General features: G+C 71.4%; 16 protein-coding genes. 2 read left to right on the forward strand and 14 right to left on the reverse strand.

The annotated features are described in order from the left end of the window. Position 1 precedes the first annotated feature (1 nt). The 14 genes from ahcY to QPK52_RS03565 all read right to left on the reverse strand — a co-directional run bounded on the left by ahcY (position 2) and on the right by QPK52_RS03565 (position 15,245). Positions 2-1,465: an adenosylhomocysteinase gene (gene ahcY, locus QPK52_RS03500; RefSeq protein ID WP_410535522.1), complete on the reverse strand. Its 1,464-nt coding sequence runs from the start codon at positions 1,463-1,465 to the stop codon at positions 2-4. Next, complete coding sequence (gene metF / locus QPK52_RS03505; RefSeq protein ID WP_410535523.1) at positions 1,443-2,369, reverse strand: methylenetetrahydrofolate reductase [NAD(P)H]; 927 nt, start codon at positions 2,367-2,369, stop codon at positions 1,443-1,445. Before metF ends, ahcY begins: the two co-directional genes overlap by 23 nt. After that, positions 2,366-5,872, reverse strand: a complete 3,507-nt coding sequence (gene metH, locus QPK52_RS03510) for a methionine synthase (protein ID WP_410535524.1) — start codon at positions 5,870-5,872, stop codon at positions 2,366-2,368. Before metH ends, metF begins: the two co-directional genes overlap by 4 nt. Beyond that, positions 5,869-6,852: a carbohydrate kinase family protein gene (locus QPK52_RS03515; RefSeq protein WP_410535525.1), complete on the reverse strand. Its 984-nt coding sequence runs from the start codon at positions 6,850-6,852 to the stop codon at positions 5,869-5,871. The genes metH and QPK52_RS03515 overlap by 4 nt, the downstream gene beginning before the upstream one ends. 29 nt (positions 6,853-6,881) lie before the next feature. Then, complete coding sequence (gene metK / locus QPK52_RS03520; RefSeq protein WP_410535526.1) at positions 6,882-8,111, reverse strand: methionine adenosyltransferase; 1,230 nt, start codon at positions 8,109-8,111, stop codon at positions 6,882-6,884. 1 nt (position 8,112) lies between these two features. Next, positions 8,113-8,355, reverse strand: a complete 243-nt coding sequence (locus QPK52_RS03525) for an acyl carrier protein (protein WP_410535527.1) — start codon at positions 8,353-8,355, stop codon at positions 8,113-8,115. After that, complete coding sequence (locus QPK52_RS03530; protein ID WP_410535528.1) at positions 8,352-8,735, reverse strand: holo-ACP synthase; 384 nt, start codon at positions 8,733-8,735, stop codon at positions 8,352-8,354. The genes QPK52_RS03525 and QPK52_RS03530 overlap by 4 nt, the downstream gene beginning before the upstream one ends. A gap of 49 nt (positions 8,736-8,784) precedes the next feature. Then, positions 8,785-9,651 (reverse strand): hypothetical protein, encoded by an 867-nt coding sequence (locus QPK52_RS03535; RefSeq protein WP_410535529.1) that lies wholly within the window; start codon positions 9,649-9,651, stop codon positions 8,785-8,787. 54 nt (positions 9,652-9,705) lie between these two features. Further along, positions 9,706-10,596 (reverse strand): diiron oxygenase, encoded by an 891-nt coding sequence (locus tag QPK52_RS03540; protein WP_093655870.1) that lies wholly within the window; start codon positions 10,594-10,596, stop codon positions 9,706-9,708. A 58-nt stretch (positions 10,597-10,654) separates the two neighbouring features. Continuing rightward, positions 10,655-11,734 carry a methyltransferase domain-containing protein gene (locus QPK52_RS03545; RefSeq protein ID WP_410535530.1) on the reverse strand — a complete coding sequence of 360 codons (1,080 nt, stop codon included), beginning with the start codon at positions 11,732-11,734 and terminating at the stop codon, positions 10,655-10,657. Then, the gene (locus tag QPK52_RS03550; RefSeq protein ID WP_410535531.1) at positions 11,731-12,570 is read right to left on the reverse strand and encodes a class I SAM-dependent methyltransferase; all 840 of its coding nucleotides are present in this window, start codon (positions 12,568-12,570) and stop codon (positions 11,731-11,733) included. Before QPK52_RS03550 ends, QPK52_RS03545 begins: the two co-directional genes overlap by 4 nt. Positions 12,571-12,615: 45 nt before the next feature. Further along, positions 12,616-13,137, reverse strand: a complete 522-nt coding sequence (locus QPK52_RS03555; RefSeq protein ID WP_410535532.1) for a MaoC/PaaZ C-terminal domain-containing protein — start codon at positions 13,135-13,137, stop codon at positions 12,616-12,618. Positions 13,138-13,201: 64 nt separating this feature from the next. Continuing rightward, positions 13,202-14,407: a trans-sulfuration enzyme family protein gene (locus tag QPK52_RS03560; protein ID WP_410535533.1), complete on the reverse strand. Its 1,206-nt coding sequence runs from the start codon at positions 14,405-14,407 to the stop codon at positions 13,202-13,204. Between the two features lie 445 nt (positions 14,408-14,852). Further along, on the reverse strand, positions 14,853-15,245 hold the full coding sequence (locus tag QPK52_RS03565; RefSeq protein ID WP_410535534.1) for an ArsR/SmtB family transcription factor: 393 nt from the start codon (positions 15,243-15,245) through the stop codon (positions 14,853-14,855). A 95-nt stretch (positions 15,246-15,340) separates the two neighbouring features. On the opposite strand from QPK52_RS03565, the gene QPK52_RS03570 reads away from it, so the two are divergent. Next, entirely contained in the window at positions 15,341-17,314 is a 1,974-nt protein-coding gene (locus tag QPK52_RS03570; protein ID WP_410535535.1) for a heavy metal translocating P-type ATPase, read from the forward strand. Then, positions 17,311-17,721, forward strand: coding sequence for a (2Fe-2S) ferredoxin domain-containing protein (locus QPK52_RS03575; protein ID WP_410535536.1), 411 nt, complete (start codon positions 17,311-17,313; stop codon positions 17,719-17,721). Before QPK52_RS03570 ends, QPK52_RS03575 begins: the two co-directional genes overlap by 4 nt. Positions 17,722-17,735 lie beyond the last annotated feature (14 nt).

The following is a 17,735-nucleotide window of genomic DNA, read 5'->3' on the forward strand; positions in this document are numbered from 1 at the left end:
GTCAGTAGCGGTAGTGGTCGGGCTTGTACGGACCCTCCACCGGCACCCCGATGTAGGCCGCCTGCTCCGGACGCAGCACGGTCAGCCTCGCCCCCAGCGCCTCCAGATGCAGCCGGGCGACCTTCTCGTCCAGATGCTTGGGCAGCACATACACCCCCACCGGATAGGCATCCGGCTTGGTGAACAACTCGATCTGCGCGATCGTCTGGTTGGCGAAGGAGTTCGACATCACGAACGACGGATGCCCGGTGGCATTGCCCAGATTCAGCAGCCGCCCCTCCGACAGCACGATGATCGCCTTGCCGTCGGGGAACGTCCAGGTGTGCACCTGCGGCTTGACCTCGTCCTTGACGATGCCCGGAACCGCGGCCAGCCCGGCCATGTCGATCTCGTTGTCGAAGTGCCCGATGTTGCCCACGATCGCCTGGTGCTTCATCCGCGCCATGTGGGAGGCCAGGATGATGTCCTTGTTACCGGTGGTGGTGACGAAGATGTCGGCGCTCTCCACCACCTCCTCCAAGGTGGCGACCTGGTAGCCGTCCATCGCGGCCTGCAGCGCGCAGATCGGGTCGATCTCGGTGACGATCACCCGCGCGCCCTGGCCGCGCAGCGACTCCGCGCACCCCTTGCCCACATCGCCGTAGCCGCAGACCACCGCCACCTTGCCGCCGATCAGGGTGTCGGTGGCCCGGTTGATGCCGTCGATCAGCGAGTGGCGGCAGCCGTACTTGTTGTCGAACTTCGACTTGGTCACCGAGTCGTTGACGTTGATCGCCGGGAAGAGCAGGGCGCCCTCGCGCTGCATCTCGTACAGCCGGTGCACCCCGGTGGTGGTCTCCTCGGTCACCCCGCGGATCTCCGACGCCAACTGCGTCCACTTGGTGGGGTTCTCTCCCAGGGTGCGGGCCAGCAGGCCCAGGATCACCGCGTGCTCCTCGGACTCGGCCGTGGCGACGTCCGGCACGGCGCCGGCCTTCTCGTACTCCACCCCCTTGTGCACCAGCAGCGTGGCGTCCCCGCCGTCGTCCAGAATCATGTTCGGCCCGCCGGTGGGCGCGTCCGGCCAGGTCAGCGCCTGCTCGGTGCACCACCAGTACTCTTCGAGCGTCTCGCCCTTCCAGGCGAACACCGGCACCCCGCGCGGATCCTCGGGCGTGCCGTCCGGACCCACCGCGACCGCGGCGGCGGCGTGGTCCTGGGTGGAGAAGATGTTGCACGAGGCCCAGCGCACCCGCGCCCCCAGCGCCACCAGCGTCTCGATCAGCACCGCGGTCTGCACCGTCATGTGCAGCGACCCGGTGATCCGCGCCCCGGCCAGCGGCCGCGCGGCGGCGTACTCCCGCCGGATCGCCATCAGACCGGGCATCTCGTGCTCGGCCAGCGTGATCTCCTTGCGGCCGAACGCCGCCAGGGACAGATCCGCCACCTTGAAGTCGGTGAAGTCAGCGGTGGGTCGCGAGGACATGCTGGGCACTCCTTGGGGTCTGTGTGCTCTGGATGCTGCGGTGGATGTTGCGGTGGATGTCGAGGGTCGCGGTGGAGCGGTTGAGGGTGATGTAGTGCAGTCCCGGCGCGCCTTCGGCCAGCAGGCGTTCGGCCATGGCGGTGGCGTGGTCGACGCCGATGCGGTGGCCGGCGGCCGGATTGCCGCGGGCGGCCTCCAGACGGCGGGCCAGGTCCTCGGGGAAGGCCGCGCCCGACAGTTCGGCGAAGCGGGCGATCTGCCGGGCGTCGGTGGCGGGCATGATCTCGGGGATGATCGGGGTGTCGCAGCCGGCGGCGGCCACTTTGTCGCGCAGCCGCAGGTAGTCCTCGACGTGGAAGAACATCTGGGTGATGGCGTAGTCGGCGCCGGCCTTGCACTTGGCGACGAAGTGGCGGATGTCGCTGTCCCAGTCGGGCGACCGGGGGTGCTTCTCGGGGAAGGCGGCCACACCGACGCTGAAGTCGCCCATCTCCTTGACCAGGGAGACCAGTTGGTGGGCATGGGTGAAACCCTGCGGGTGCGGGGTCCAGGGCGCATTGGGGTCGCCGGGCGGATCGCCGCGCAGGGCGAGCACATCGCGTACCCCGGCGTCGGCGTACCGGCCGATGATGTTGCGCAGTTCGGCCACGGAGTGGCCGACGGCGGTGAGGTGGGCGACCGGCCGCAGCGTGGTCTCGGCCGCGATCCGCTCGGTGACGGCGACGGTGCGGTCGCGGGAGGATCCGCCGGCGCCGTAGGTGACCGAGACGAAAGTCGGGCGCAGCGCCTCGATACGGCGGATCGCGCCCCACAGGGTGCGGGTTCCGGCATCGGTCCTGGGCGGGAAGAACTCGAACGAGAAGGAGCGCTCGCCGCTTGTGAGGATCTCTCGCAGCGTGGTCATGACCGGCCGCCTCCGGCATTGAAGTACGTCGCCTCGGGGTGGTGGAGGACGATGGCGTCGGTGGACTGCTCGGGATGGAGCTGGTACTCCTCGCTCAGCCGCACCCCGATCCGCTCCGGCCGCAGCAGCTCGGCGATCTTGGCGCGGTCCTCCAGATCCGGGCAGGCCCCGTACCCCAGCGAGAACCGCGCCCCGCGGTACTTCAGCGCGAACATGTCCTCGATCGCCTCCGGATCCTGCCCGGCGAACCCCAGCTCGGCGCGGACGCGGGCGTGCCAGTACTCGGCCAGCGCCTCGGCCAGCTGCACCGACAGGCCGTGCAGCTCCAGATAGTCGCGGTAGGCGTCCGCGGCGAACAGCTCGGCGGTGGCCTGCCCGATCCTCGAGCCGACGGTGACCACCTGGAAGCCCACCACGTCCGTCTCGCCGGACTCCTTGGGGCGGAAGAAGTCGGCCAGGCACAGCCGGCGCCCGCGCCGCTGGCGGGGGAAGGTGAACCGGCACCGCTCGGTGCCGTCCTCGCCCAGCACCACCAGATCATCGCCCTGGGCGTGGCAGGGGAAGTAGCCGTAGACCACCGCCGCCTCCAGCAGGTTGCCGGTGTGCAGCCGCTCCAGCCAGCCGCGCAGCCGCGGGCGGCCCTCGGCCTCGACCAGCTCCCGGTAGCCGGGCCCGTCCCCGGTGCGCGGCGCCTTCAGCCCCCACTGGCCCTTGAACAGCGCGTCCTCATCCAGCCAGGAGGCGTACTCCTGGAGCGCGATGCCCTTGACCACCCGCGTGCCGAGGAACGGCGGGGTGGGCACCGGGTTGTCGGTGGCCACGTCCGAACGCACCGGACCGGCCGGCTCGGCGACCTGCAGTTCGGCGGTCTCCCGCCGGGGCACCCGGCGCTGCTTGAGCTCGGGCAGCCGGGCGCCGGGCACGCCGCGCTTGACCGCCATCAGCGCGTCCATCAGCCGCAGCCCCTCGAAGGCGTCCCGGGCATAGCGCACCTCCCCCTCGTACAGGGCGTGCAGGTCCTGCTCCACATAGGCCCGGGTCAGCGCCGCCCCGCCCAGGATCACCGGATACCTGGCGGCCAGACCGCGGGCGTTGAGCTCCTGCAGGTTCTCCTTCATGATCACCGTGGACTTCACCAGCAGCCCGGACATCCCGATCACATCCGCGGCGTGCTCCTCGGCCGCCTCCACGATCGCGGCCACCGGCTGCTTGATACCGAGGTTGACCACCGTGTAGCCGTTGTTGGACAGAATGATGTCCACCAGGTTCTTGCCGATGTCGTGCACGTCCCCGCGCACCGTGGCCAGCACGATGGTGCCCTTGCCCGCCTCGCCCTCGACCTTCTCCATGTGCGGTTCCAGATAGGCCACGGCCGCCTTCATCACCTCGGCGGACTGGAGCACGAACGGCAGCTGCATCTGCCCGGAGCCGAACAGCTCCCCGACCACCTTCATCCCCGCCAGCAGCGTGTCGTTGACGATCTGAAGCGCCGGACGCTCCTGGAGGGCGGCGTCCAGATCGGCCTCCAGCCCGGTGCGCTCCCCGTCGATGATCCGCCGCCGCAGCCGCTCCTCCAGCGGCAGCGCCGCCAGCTCCTCCGCCCGCGACGCCCTCATCGACTTCGCCGTGGCCCCTTCGAACAGCTCCAGGAGCTTCTGCAGCGGGTCGTAGCCTTCCCGGCGCCGGTCGTAGATCAAGTCGAGACAGGTGTTGACCTGTTCCTCGTCCAGACGGGCGATGGGCAGGATCTTGGAGGCGTGCACGATCGCCGAGTCCAGACCGGCCTTCACACACTCGTCCAAAAACACCGAGTTCAGCACCATCCGGGCGGCCGGATTCAGCCCGAAGGAGATGTTCGACAACCCCAGCGTGGTCTGCACCCGCGGATGCCGCCGCTTCAGCTCACGAATCGCCTCGATGGTGGCCACCCCGTCCCGGCGGGACTCCTCGGTACCGGTGCAGATGGTGAACGTCAGACAGTCGATGAGGACATCCTCCTCCCGAATGCCCCAGTTACCGGTCAGATCCGCGATCAACCGCTCGGCCACGGCCACCTTATGCTCGGCCGTGCGCGCCTGCCCGGCCTCATCGATGGTCAGCGCGATCAGCGCCGCACCATGCTCGGCCGCCAACGCCGTGATCTGCGCGAACCGCGAACCGGGCCCGTCACCGTCCTCGTAGTTCACACTGTTGATCACCGCCCGGCCGCCCAGCCTCTCCAGCCCGGCGGCGATCACGGCCGGCTCGGTGGAATCCAAAACGATCGGCAGCGTGGAGGCGGTCGCCAACCGCCCGGCCAGCTCGGCCATGTCCGCCACCCCGTCCCGCCCCACGTAGTCCACACACAGATCCAGCAGATGCGCACCCTCGCGGATCTGCTCCCGCGCGATCTCCACGCAGTCCTCCCACCGCCCCTGGAGCATCGCGGTGCGGAACCTCTTCGACCCGTTGGCGTTGGTCCGCTCCCCGATCGCCAGATAGGAGGTGTCCTGGCGGAACGGCACCGCCTGATACAGCGACGCCGCCCCCGGCTCCGGCCGCACCTCCCGCTCGGTCGGCGCCAGGCCCCGCACCCGCTGAACCACCTGCCGCAGATGCTCCGGCGTCGTCCCGCAACACCCCCCCACCAGCGACAACCCGTACTCGCGGACAAACCCCTCCTGCGCATCCGCCAGCTCCTCCGCGGTCAGCGGATAGCGCGCGCCCTCCGCGGTCAGCTCCGGCAGACCCGCGTTCGGCATGCACGAGATCGGCACCCGCGCGTGCCGGGCCAGGTAACGCAGATGCTCACTCATCTCGGCCGGACCGGTGGCACAGTTCAACCCGATCATGTCGATGCCCAGCGGCTCCAGCGCACACAGCGCGGCCCCGATCTCACTGCCCAGCAGCATCGTGCCGGTGGTCTCCACCGTCACCGAGCAGATCACCGGCAGATCCACACCCAGCGCCTCCAACGCCCGCCGCGCCCCCAGCACCGCCGCCTTGGTCTGCAGCAGATCCTGAGTGGTCTCCACCAGCAGCGCGTCCGCCCCGCCCACCACCAGCCCCTCGGCATTGGCCTGATAGGCGTCCCGCAGCACGCGGTACTCCACATGCCCCAGCGTGGGCAGCTTGGTGCCCGGCCCCATCGACCCCAGCACCCACCGCGGCCGCCCGTCCCTCCCGGAGAAGGAGTCCGCCACCTCCCGCGCGATCCGCGCCCCGGCCTCGGACAGCTCCCCCACCCGGCCGGCGATGTCGTACTCCGCCAGCGCCGCGAAGTTCGCACCGAAGGTGTTGGTCTCCACACAGTCCACCCCCACCGCGAAATACGCCTCGTGCACCGAGGCCACGATGTCCGGACGGGTGACGTTGAGAACCTCGTTGCAGCCCTCCAACCGCTGGAAATCCTCCAACGACGGATCGGCCGCCTGCAGCATCGTGCCCATCGCCCCGTCGGCCACCACCACCCGCGACACCAACGCCTCACGCAGCAGCTGGGACCTCGGTCCGGCCGCGGTCACGGCAGCTCCCTCAGGTGCGGGACGACCTGGGCCGCTGCCGTTGTTCCGTAGGAGGTGCGCATCCTGGAGAGGATGGACTCGCGGTAGAGCCGGTACTCCTGCGTACCGATGTAGTCGAGGGCGGTCGCGGCGACGGTGCAGCCGAACTGCGCCGCGACCCGGCCCGGGAGGTTCCAGGACATGCCCGCCACGAATCCCGCCCGGAAGGCGTCACCGACACCTGTCGGATCGACGACGCCCTCGACCGGCACCGCCGGGATCTCGATGTCGGGACGGCCCTTCCTCCGGAGGCGGACGCCCGCGTCGCCCAGTGTCGTGATCCAGCACCCGACGCGGTCGAGTATCTGGGGTGTGCTCCAGCCGGAGCGCTCCTGGAGCAGCGCCGCCTCGTACTCGTTGCCGAACAGCCAGCGTGCGCCTTCGAGGAGTCGCCGGACCTCGTCCCGCTCGAGTCTGGCCAACTGCTGGGAGGGGTCGGCCGCGAAGGGGATGTTCAGGGCCCGGCAGGTGTCGGTGTGCCGGGTCATCGCCTCGGGGTCGTCGGGTGAGATCACGACGAGGTCGAGGCGGCCCACCCGGGCGATCACCCGGCGCAGGTCGATGGTGCGGGCCTCCGCCATGGCACCCGCGTAGAAGGTGGCGATCTGGTTCTGCACCCGGTCGGTCGTGCAGACGAACCGGGCCGTGTGCAGGCTCTCACTGATGTGCACCGAGTCGGTGTCGATCCCGTGTTCCTTGAGATGGAGGCGGTACGGCTCGAAGTCGCCGCCTGCCGCGCCGACGAGCACGGGGCGCAGGCCCAGCAGCCCCAGTCCGTAGCAGATGTTCGCGGCCACTCCCCCGCGGCGGACTTCGAGCCGGTCGGCCAGGAAGGACAGCGATACCCGGTCCAGCCGTTCGGCCAGGAGTTGGTCGGTGAAGACCCCGGGGAAGGTGAGCAGGTGGTCGGTGGCGATCGAACCGGTTACAGCTGTTCGCACGGCGCTGTCCCCCTTTTCCGTCGGTTCCGTCAGTTCCGGCAGCCGGCCGCGGCGCGCAGCGGCCGGACCCGGTCGGTGCGCTCCCAGGTGAAGTCGTCCAGCTCGCGGCCGAAGTGGCCGTAGGCGGCCGTCCGGGCGTAGATCGGCCGCAGCAGGTCCAGATCGCGGATGATCGCGGCCGGGCGCAGGTCGAAGACCTCGGAGATGGCCTGCTCGATCCGCTCGGGGTCCACCGTGTGGGTGCCGAAGGTCTCCACGAACAGGCCCACCGGCTCGGCCTTGCCGATGGCGTAGGCCACCTGCACCTCGCAGCGGGCGGCCAGCCCGGCGGCCACCACGTTCTTGGCCACCCAGCGCATCGCGTAGGCGGCCGAGCGGTCCACCTTGGAGGGGTCCTTGCCGGAGAACGCGCCGCCGCCGTGGCGGGCCATGCCCCCGTAGGTGTCGATGATGATCTTGCGTCCGGTCAGGCCCGCGTCCCCCATCGGGCCGCCGATCTCGAACCGGCCGGTGGGGTTGACCAGCAGCCGGTACCCGTCGGTGTCCAGCTTGACGCCGTCCCGGGCGAGGGCGGTCAATTCCGGCTCGACGACGAACTCGCGGATGTCCGGGGCCAGCAGCGCGCCGACGTCGATGTCGGAGGCGTGCTGGGAGGAGACCACCACGGTGTCCAGGCGCACGGCCTTGTCGCCGTCGTACTCGATGGTGACCTGCGTCTTGCCGTCCGGGCGCAGGTAGGGCATCGCCCCGTCCTTGCGCACCTGGGCGAGCCGCGAGGACAGCCTGTGGGCGAGAGTGATGGGCAGCGGCATCAGCTCGGGCGTCTCGTCGCAGGCGTAGCCGAACATCAGGCCCTGGTCGCCGGCGCCCTGCCGGTCCAGCTCGTCCGTCCTGCCGGCCTCCGAGGCGCCCTCCACGCGGGTCTCGTAGGCGGTGTCCACGCCCTGGGCGATGTCGGGGGACTGCGCCCCGATGGACACCGACACCCCGCACGAGGCGCCGTCGAAGCCCTTCTTGGAGGAGTCGTAGCCGATCTCCAGGACGGCGTTGCGCACCAGGGTGGGGATGTCGGCGTAGGCGGTGGTGGTGACCTCGCCGGCCACATGCACCTGGCCGGTGGTGATCAGCGTCTCCACCGCCACCCTCGCCCCGGGGTCCTGGGCGAGGATGGCGTCGAGGACGGTGTCGCTGATCCGGTCGGCGATCTTGTCGGGGTGGCCCTCGGTCACGGACTCCGAGGTGAACAGTCGGGAGGCCATCTCAGCTCACCCGCGCCTTGAAGAAGGTCCGGTCGATGGTCTCGAGGGTGCGGATCGAGTCGACCTCCAGGGTGTCCATGTCGATGGAGCGCCCGCTCACCTGCTCCAGCAGGAAGACGAACTCGACGAAGGACAGGGAGTCGATGAGCCGGTTCTCGATGAGGTCCAGGTCGGGGGCGATGTCGTCACGGTCGGGGTGGCGCTTGACGATCCACGCCTTCACCTGGTCGAGTCCGTCGGTCATGGGGTCTCTCCTTTGGGTTCTGTGATGATGGGCGCGGCCACAGCGACCGCGTAGTCGACGTCGTGGCTGATGCTCACCGTGATCTCCGTGATCCCGGAGGCGGCGGCCATGTGGCGGGCTCCGCCGCGCAGGTGCACCAGGGGCCAGCCGCCGTCGGAGCGCCGCACCACGATGTCCAGCCAGGGCAGGAAGCGGTCGCGCACCCGCAGGGTCTTGAAGGCCGCTTCCTTGGCCGCGATGCGTCCGCAGAGGCTGAGCACGTCCAGCCCGGTGGAGGTGCGGCAGTCCGCTATTTCGCCGGGGGTGAGCATTCGCTCGAAGAACCCCTCGCCGTAGTCGTCGAGGAGGCGTCGGACACGCTTGACGGACACGATGTCCATGCCGAGGTTCGCCCAGCCCGGGCCACTGGGGGCGGGGTGGGCCGGCACGTCAGAGCACCGACCTGGCCCGCGCGACCGCTTCGGCGGCGGCCTCCCAGCCGCCGTGGCGCTGGGTGAGGGCCGACAGCCACCGCTCCAGGCCGAAGGCCACACAACTGGTGAAGACGGGCCCGCCGGTGTCGGCGAGCGTGATGGAGCAGCGGTCTCCGAAGAAGTTGCGGTGGGTGTTGACCGAGGAGATGGCGAGGTCCCCGAAGAGGAACTCGTGCTTGACGGGCGCCAGTCGCTGCATGAGCGCCTTGGAGCCGCCCCTGTCGTAGAAGGGGTCGCAGGCCGCTTCCTTGCGCAGGGGCAGGTCGAGTGCCTCGGCGAACGCGGTGATCTTCTCGCCGAACGTCTCCAGGTGCCGCTGGGCGTGCTCCTTGCTGCCCAGGGCCACGATCTCCCGCATCCGGAAGCCGAGTTGACGGCGCAGGTGCTCGTACCGCTCCTCCTTGCGGAAGCACCAGCCGACCACCGTCACCAGGGTGTCGGAGGGCACCGTCTGCCCCTGGTGGTGGAGGTAGACGCCGTAGCAGGAGGCCGAGGGCAGCCCCAGCGCGGCCGGCTGGAGGGCGTCGCAGGGAAAGCAGCCGGTCTCGCAGCAGAAGGGGGCGGACTCCCGGCGCTCAAGGTCCAGCGGGGCGACGACGACCGCCTGGTGGGGGAAGTTGTCGTAGTAGTCCAGCCGGGCCAGGTCCGCGGTGGGCAGCAGGGGCGGCAGGGTCATCACACGTGCTCCGGCACTGACGCCCCAGCTCTCGAAGGTCTCGTCGAGCAGCCGCAGCAGGGCGGTGCCTTCCGGACCGAGGGCCGGAAGGCCGGCACGGTCGTCGATCGGACCCGGTGGTGTCCGGGTCTCTGCGGGGATGGACATGCGGGCCTCTCAGAGAGGTCGGAACGCGAACGGACTCGGAAAAGGGCCTGGGGCTCAGACGGCCGGGAGGACGTCGTCGCTGAAGATCCCGGTCTTGAGGAAGAAGGCGAGCGGCTTGCGGATCGACCTGCGCTCGATCTCGCGCCGCCGGTCGTCCTCGAGGAGCGCGTTGCGCAGGGCCAGCGGATCGGGGATGCCTGCGTCGCGGTAGACGTGCGGGTTGTAAAGGGAGTTGAGGCTGAACACGACGTAGCGCTTGAGGTAGGCCTCGACCTCGGCGAGCCGCTCCGGGCCGACGGTCTCGCGCATCCGGGTGTGCAGCAGGGAGACGAGCTCGCGGCCGAAGGCGATGTGCCGCGACTCGTCCTGGTGGTGGATGCGGTTGACCTGCCGGATCGTGTCGCAGAGCGTCTCGTCCTGCGCCATGCGGGTGTTGTAGTGGTCGACGAGCTCCTCGAAGAACAGGATCCGCGCGAAGACCAGGAAGTTCTCCACCTCCGGCTCCCAGTCGGAGTCGGCGCGCATCGCGGTGGAGGGGTAGATCTTGTTCCCGTAGCGGCGGCAGAACTCGGCGAAGAACCACATGTGCTCGTTCTCCTCGCCGATGAAGTGGTGGAAGAAGTCCGAGGGGACCTCGAACCCGGGCATGTGGATGCGGCGCACGACCTCGATCAGCAGTTCGCGGATGCCGTGCACGTTGAGGCTGTAGAAGTTGACGCTCTCCCACTTCGAGAGCCGGCGCAGGGTCTCCTCACCGAGTTCGTCGAACAGCGGGGTGCCGTACGGGGTGAGCAGTTCGGGGCTCATCCACATCCGGTTCTCGTCCAGCCGGTCGGGCCAGGTGAACTCCTGGTAGGGGTTGTAGTAGTCCTCTATGGACTTCGTGCTCAGTCTGTCCAGGACTTCCTGGAAGCGGTCGGTGATCGGCAGGGCCGCGGTGGGCATGTTCCCTCCAGTCGTCTTCCGGCGGGTCGTCGGTCACAGGCGGGGCGGGCCCGGCGGCTCAGGGCCTGGCCTCGTAGACGGCGTTGACCGGGGTCTCGGTGGCACGGCGCCACCGGGTGAACCCACCGGCCTCCGCGATCCTGCGGAACGCCTTCTCCCCGGCGTGGTTGCCCAGGGCGTACGGGCCGCGCTGGGCGACGGCGACCGGCAGGCACATCACGGCGGACAGGCTCATGAACATGCGCGCGGCCGGGGTGTCGCCGGTGACGTCGTCGGCGGAGGCGTTGGTCTCCACGAGCATCCAGGTGCCGTCCGCGGCGAGGGTGCTGTGCACATGGGCGGCGGCCGCCTCGGGGTCGCCCATGTCGTGCAGGCAGTTGAAGAACGTCACCAGGTCGTAGTCGCGGCCGGGGTAGTCGTCGGCTGAGGCCGTCTCGAAGACCACCCGGTCGCCCAGTCCGGCGTCGTCGGCGAGCTGGCGGGCGATGGAGATCGCCTCTTCGGAGTAGTCGAAGCCGTACACGGTCGCGTTGGGGAAGGCCTCGGCGATCAGTCGCGTCGTGTGGCCGACGCCGCAGCCCACGTCCGCGACGCGGCCGCCGTTCGCCAGCTTCTCCGTCACCCCGTCCAGGGCCGGCAGCCACTCGGGGACGAGACGGTGCTGGTAGGAGGGCTGGAAGAGGCTGCCCATGCCGGTGTCCAGGGCGGGGTCGTGTTCGGCCCAGCCCACGCCCTCGCCGGTGCGGTAGGCGTCGATGAGCTGGTCCTCGGTGGCGTACAGGGCCTTGAGGGCGGTGAAGAAGCCGGCCGTGAAGGTGACCGCGGAGCTGTCGGCGAGGACGGGGGCGTGCGCCGCGGGCAGGGTGTACTGGTTGGAGCTCGGGTGCCTCTCGACGTAGTCGGCGCTGAGCTGCGCGTGGAGCCACTCCTCCGCGTAGCGGGGGGTGATGCCGGTGTGCTTGGCGAGCTCCTCGGGGGTGAGCGGGCCGTGTTCGGCGAGCGCCCGGTACAGGCCCAGGCGTTCGCCCAGGGCCACGGTCAGTCCGCGGACGGCGGCGGCCGCGTCCACGATCACCCTGCGGTGGAACTCGTCGGTCGTGGCGCCGGCGGACGCGGCACCGGTGGGCGTGGCGTTCACGAGGTGGCCTCCTCGGTGGTTCGCAGGTCGCAGGTGAACAGGAAGGAGCGGGGGACGCCGGGGACCCGGCGCGGCGGCACGGGGTAGGGCCAGCGCCCGAAGTCGGCGCCCTCCTCACCCGGCTGCTTCACCTCGCGCGGCGACCATCCGCTGTCCTCCAGCAGCCGCTCGGGCTCGTCGGTGCCGAACAGCCAGGGGTTGCCGTCCTCGGCGAGGGCGGACAGGAAGGGGCGGGACAGGGGGTTGTCCAGCGCGGCCCGGCTGATCAGGTCGCCGATCAGGACGGAGCCGGCGGCGCTGGTGTCGGACAAGGTGGCCAGCAGGGTCCTCACGGACTCCTCGGTGAGGAAGAACAGCAGGCCCTCGACGACCCACAGGACCGGTTCCTCCGAGCGCCATCCGGCCTCCTTCAGCGCCCCGGTCCACTGGCCGGTGAGGTCGACCGCGACGGCGCGGCGGGTGCGGCCGGCGGGGGCCGGTTCGCCGGCGAGCATCCGCGCCTTGGCCTCCAGCAGCGCGGGGCGGTCGAGTTCGTAGACGGTGACGCCGTCCGGCCAGGGCAGGCGGTGGAAGCGGGTGTCCATGCCGGCGGCGAGGAACACCACCTGGCGTATGCCGCGTTCGGCGACGGTGCGGACGATCGCCTGGTCCATGTACGCGGTGCGGATGGCCAGGAACGGCACGGTGCCGGCGCCCGCGTACCGCTCGAGCAGTTCGAATCCGGTGTCCGCGGCCACGGTGCGGGCGTAGGGGTCGTCGAACAGCCGGTCCTCGCGTTCGGACTCCAGGGCGCGGGCTGCGGCGGTCCACTGGGCTGTGCGGGATACGGCCTCCACGGGAGGTCTCCCTTCGTCTGGTGGTGTGGACGGTCGTGTCCGGCGTCAGCCGTGCAGGCAGGCCGCCGGGTCCATCGCCTCGGGCATCGACACGGGGTGGGCGGCGGAGCGGCGCTTGAAGATGCTGTGCAGGATCATGCTGAACACGACCGTCCCGTCTTCGGCCACCAGCCGGCACCTGGGCTGGACGATGCCGGTGGCGGGGTTGCCCAGTGAGGGGCGGGAGCCGAGGATCTCGACCTGTGCGGTGAGCCGGTCGCCGGGCCGCACGGGCCGGTGGAAGCGCATCTCGTCGATCCCCGGCGATCCCACGCACTCGCTGTAGGCCAGCAGCCCGTCCACGTAGCGCCTCATGAACAGCGCCGCGGTGTGGAAGCCGCTGGCGACCAGCCCTCCGAACGGCGACTGCGCGGCACGCTGCGGGTCGGTGTGGAACGGCTGCGGATCGAAGCGGGCGCCGAACTCCACCACCTCCTCCTCGGACACGGTGACCTGGCCCAACTCGTGCACGTCGCCGGCACGGAAGTCCTCGAAGTAGCGCATGCCGTCCCCTCGTCCTCGGTCCATCACTCCTTGGGCAGAACCAAGCTACGAACGAGTCGTTTATTTTGTCAACCCAAAAAAAAGAGGGTCAGGAGGCCTTCAGCGCCTGCTCGACGTCGTCCCAGAGATCGTCCGCGTCCTCGATGCCCACGGACATCCGCACCGCGCCCGGCGCGATTCCCGCCTCCCGGAGCGCCCGGTCGTCCAGTTCCCGGTGCGAGGTGCCGGCCGGATGGGTCACCAGCGTCTCCACACCCCCCAGTGACAGGGCCAGTCGCGCGATCCGCAGCCCCTCGACGAAGCGGCGACCGGCCTCCCGCCCTCCCCGCAGCTCGAAGGAGAGCATCCCTCCGAAGTCGGACAGCAGCGCGCGAGCCCGCTGGTGGGACGGGTGCCCGGGCAGACCGGGCCACTGGACCCGCGCCACGGCGGGATGCGCCACCAGCCGCTCCGCCAGCACCGAGGCGTTGGCGCAGTGCCGGCTCATCCGCAGCGGCAGGGTCTGTATGCCCCTCAGCGTCAGCCAGGCCGCGAACGGGTCGGCGGTGGAGCCCAGTTCGACCGCCCTGGTCCACACGGTCCCGTGGAGCGCGGGGTCGGCGAAGACGGCGGCGCCGCCGACCACGTCGGAATGACCGCCGAGGTACTTGGTCGTGGAGTGGACCACGATGTCCGCGCCGTACTCGATGGGCCTGCACAGCACGGGGGAGGCGAGGGAGTTGTCGACCACCGTGACGACTCCGCGGGCCCCGGCCGCGGCCAGGAGGCCGGGCAGGTCGGGTATCTGGCCGGTCGGATTGGCGATGGTCTCCAGGAACAGGAGCCGGGTGGCGGGACGGACGCGCGCCTCGAAGTCCGCCGCGTCCTCGGTCCGGATCCGCTCCACGACGACGCCGAACCTCCGGGCGAGGTCGGAGAGCACCGCGTGCGTGCCCCCGTACAGGCAGCTCTGCGCCAGCACATGGTCGCCGGGGCGCAGCAGCGCGAGCAGCGTGCCGCTGATCGCACCCATTCCCGAAGCGGTGGCGATCGCGGCCGCGCCGCCCTCGAGGTCGGTGAGCACGCGCTCCAGCACCTGGACGGTGGGGTTGCCGCGCCTGCTGTAGACGAAGTCGCCGCCCGGTTCCGCCATGGCGGCGGCGAGTTTGTCCACGGAGTCGAACGCGAACGCCGAGGAGCGGACGATCGGCACGCTCAGCGGCCTTCCGTCCCCCTGTGCCGCGGCGGCCGCGGCGTGCACCGCCCGCGTCCGCAGACGCGGCCCGCCGCTCCGCTGTTCCAGCTGTTCCCTCATGTCGGTCGTTCCTTCCGTCGCAGGATGGGAGAGCCGTGGTGGACGCGCGGGGCGGGGCGGGCCGTCACGGTCCGGTCCGGCCGGAGGCGGTTCCGGGAGGGGAGGCGCTTCCCGGCGCAACGGCGGATCGCGTTCCGCGGCGCCGCACGGGACGGCCCGCGCGGGGTGTCCGCGCCTTCCGCGGCCCGGACGCCCCGCGCGGCCGTCCGGGCACCGGCGGAACACAACCGTGCCCACATACCCCTCAGGGGTATGTGGGCACGCTAGCTCACCCCGGGGGGGTATGTGAAGAACCGCTTCCCGGCACCGGGGGCGGGAAGCGGGTGACGGCGGGGACTCCGCTCACGCCGCCGCCGGCAGCGGCGCGCGGACACGGCCGGACGCGGGAGCCGGGGGCGCGGCGGTCGCGCGGGGCCGCACGGCCACACGGAAAAGGCGCGGCCGCTCAGGAGGAGGCGGCGGGCGCGGCCGCCCCGGCCCGGGCGTCGGTCAGCCCCAGGCGCAGATGCTCGACGTGGTAGAGGGCCTGGTCGAGGAGTTCGGCGACATGGTCGTCGTGCAGGGCGTAGACCACGCTGCGCCCCCGGCGGGTGCCGGTGACCAGGCCCAGGGTGCGCAGGACGCGCAGCTGATGGGAGCAGGCGGACTGCTCCATGCCGACGGCGGCGGCCAGTTCGGTGGCCGCGCAGGGGCCTTCGCGCAGCCGGGCCAGGATCAGCAGCCGGGAGGGGGTGGCCAGGGCCTGGAGGGTCTCGGCGACCCTGGGCGCGTTCTGCGCGGTCAGCCGGGTGCGCGGAACCGCGCTGCCGTTCTCGGGGGGTTTCGCTCCGTGGCCCATGCCTTCATCCTACGGAAGCAAATACATGAAAGGCTGTTCAATCGTTCCTGTATGGTGTGGGGCCCGGACTCCACGTCTCCCGAAGGCCGTTGCCCATGACCTCCACGCTGACCACCCCGGCCCCGCCGGGGGAACGCACCACCGCCGCCGCACCGCGCGGGCGCACCCGGCTCCTGTCCCTGCCCGAAGCCCGCTGGGCGCTCGCCTCCCTGGTGCTCTTCCTCGCCGCCCTCCCCCTGTACCTGCTGGGGGCCCCCGCCTGGCTGTGGGGCCCGCTGTTCGCCGCCGTCTACGTCACCGGCGGCTGGGAGCCGGGCTGGGAGGGGTGCAAGGCACTCAAGGACAAGACCCTGGACGTGGATCTGCTGATGGTGGTCGCCGCCCTCGGCGCCGCCGCCGTCGGCCAGGTCCTCGACGGGGCGCTGCTGATCGTCATCTTCGCCACCTCCGGCGCCCTGGAGGCGGTCGCGACCGCCCGCACCGCGGACTCGGTACGGGGCCTGCTCGACCTCGCCCCGGCCACCGCGACCCGGCTGCTGCCCGGCGGCGGCGAGGAGACCGTTCCGGCCGCGGATCTGGCGGTCGGGGACACCGTCCTGGTCCGCCCCGGCGAGCGGGTCGGCGCCGACGGCACGGTCGTCACCGGCGAGAGCGAGGTGGACCAGGCCACCATCACCGGCGAACCGCTGCCGGCCGCCAAGCAGCCGGGTGACGAGGTGTTCGCCGGCACGGTGAACGGTACGGGCGCCCTCACGGTGCGGGTGGCACGGGATCCGTCGGAGACGGTGATCGCCCGGATCGTGCGGATGGTCGAGGAGGCCTCCGAGACCAAGGCCCCCACCCAGTTGTTCATCGAGAAGGTCGAGCAGCGGTACTCCGTCGGCATGGTGATCGCGACTCTGGCGGTGTTCGCCGTTCCGCTGGCCTTCGGCGACGATCTGCGGTCCGCGCTGCTGCGTGCGATGACGTTCATGATCGTGGCCTCGCCGTGCGCTGTGGTGCTCTCCACGATGCCGCCGCTGCTGTCGGCCATCGCCAACGCCGGCCGCCACGGCGTGCTCGCCAAGTCCGCCGTCGTCATGGAGCGCCTCGGGCAGATCGACACGGTCGCCCTCGACAAGACCGGCACCCTCACCGAGGGGACCCCGCACCTCACCGACCTGCGCCCGCTGCCCGGAAGCGGGTTGACCGGCGACGGGCTGCTGGCCCTGGCCGCCGCGGCCGAGCACCCCAGCGAGCACCCGCTGGCCCGCGCCGTCGTCGACGCCGCCCGCGAGCGCGGCCTCCCCCTGGCCGCCGCGTCCGGCTTCGCCTCCGCCCCCGGCCGGGGCGTGAGCGCCACCGTCGACGGCCGTACCGTCCAGGTCGGCTCCCCCGGCCGGCTCCTGCCCGACGGCGCCGGCCAGGCCCGCGCCGCGGCAGGGGAGTTGGAGGACGCCGGACGCACCGCCGTCGTGGTGCTCCGCGACGGGGCCCCGGTCGGCGTGCTGGGCATCACCGACCGGCTGCGGCCGGACGCCGCCGCCACCGTCGCCGCCCTGACCGAACTGACCGGGCGGCCGCCGGTACTGCTGACCGGCGACAACGAGCGCGCCGCCAGGCGCCTGGCCGCCGAGGTCGGCATCACCGACGTCCGCGCCGGGCTCCTGCCCCAGGACAAGGCCGCGACCGTCCAGGCGTGGGAGCGGCAGGGCCGGAGGGTGCTGGTCGTCGGCGACGGCGTCAACGACGCCCCCGCGCTGGCGGCCGCGCACTGCGGCGTCGCGATGGGCGAAGCCGGCTCCGACCTCGCACTGGAGACCGCCGACGCCGTCGTGGTCCGCGACGAACTCGCCACCGTCCCCGCCGTCGTGAGGCTGTCGCGGACCGCCCGCCGGCTGGTGGTCCAGAACCTCGCCATCGCCGGCGTGTTCATCGCCGTCCTCGTGGCCTGGGACCTGATCGGGACCCTGCCGCTGCCCCTCGGGGTCGCCGGCCACGAGGGCTCCACCGTCATCGTCGGCCTCAACGGCCTGCGCCTGCTGCGCGAGACCGCGTGGCGGAGCACCCCCGCGGGAGGCGCCGAGTGAGCAGGCGCTCCCGGTCCGCCGGCTCCACCCCGCCGCCGGGCGCGGCACGGTGCACGGTCACCGTCTGCCGCGGCTGCTGCTGCGGCAGCGCCAAGATCCCCAGCCTCGACCACGCCGCCCAGCTGCGCGGTCTGCGCCAGGCCCTGGACGGTGTCGCGGCCGTCCGCGCCACCGACTGCCTGGACGCCTGCGAGCAGGCCAACGTCATCGTCGTCCAGCCCTCTTCCGCCGGACGCGCGGCAGGCGGCCGGCCGGTCTGGCTCGGCCTGGTCAACGACCTCGACGCCGCCGCCGACATCACCGCATGGGTCGAGCGCGGCGGGCCCGGCCTCGCCGATCCGCCCGGCATCCTCGACCTCTACACCTTCACGCCCTCCCGCCGGATACGCGGCCGGATGGAGGAGTGAGCCCTTCCCCGCCG

The sequence above is a fragment of the Streptomyces sp. KL2 genome (genome assembly GCF_046529545.1).
In the GTDB taxonomy this organism is placed as follows: Bacteria; Actinomycetota; Actinomycetes; order Streptomycetales; family Streptomycetaceae; genus Streptomyces; species Streptomyces radiopugnans.

Bases quoted from the DNA above. Each gene is read 5' to 3' on its own strand.
- QPK52_RS03555 (WP_410535532.1), bottom strand. From the start codon at position 13,137: ATGGACCGAGGACGAGGGGACGGCATGCGCTACTTCGAGGACTTCCGT.
- QPK52_RS03525 (WP_410535527.1), bottom strand. From the start codon at position 8,355: ATGACCGACGGACTCGACCAGGTGAAGGCGTGGATCGTCAAGCGCCAC.
- ahcY (WP_410535522.1), bottom strand. From the start codon at position 1,465: ATGTCCTCGCGACCCACCGCTGACTTCACCGACTTCAAGGTGGCGGAT.
- QPK52_RS03540 (WP_093655870.1), bottom strand. From the start codon at position 10,596: ATGCCCACCGCGGCCCTGCCGATCACCGACCGCTTCCAGGAAGTCCTG.
- metK (WP_410535526.1), bottom strand. From the start codon at position 8,111: ATGGCCTCCCGACTGTTCACCTCGGAGTCCGTGACCGAGGGCCACCCC.
- QPK52_RS03570 (WP_410535535.1), top strand. From the start codon at position 15,341: ATGACCTCCACGCTGACCACCCCGGCCCCGCCGGGGGAACGCACCACC.
- QPK52_RS03535 (WP_410535529.1), bottom strand. From the start codon at position 9,651: ATGTCCATCCCCGCAGAGACCCGGACACCACCGGGTCCGATCGACGAC.
- QPK52_RS03560 (WP_410535533.1), bottom strand. From the start codon at position 14,407: ATGAGGGAACAGCTGGAACAGCGGAGCGGCGGGCCGCGTCTGCGGACG.
- QPK52_RS03565 (WP_410535534.1), bottom strand. From the start codon at position 15,245: ATGGGCCACGGAGCGAAACCCCCCGAGAACGGCAGCGCGGTTCCGCGC.
- QPK52_RS03530 (WP_410535528.1), bottom strand. From the start codon at position 8,735: ATGGACATCGTGTCCGTCAAGCGTGTCCGACGCCTCCTCGACGACTAC.
- metF (WP_410535523.1), bottom strand. From the start codon at position 2,369: ATGACCACGCTGCGAGAGATCCTCACAAGCGGCGAGCGCTCCTTCTCG.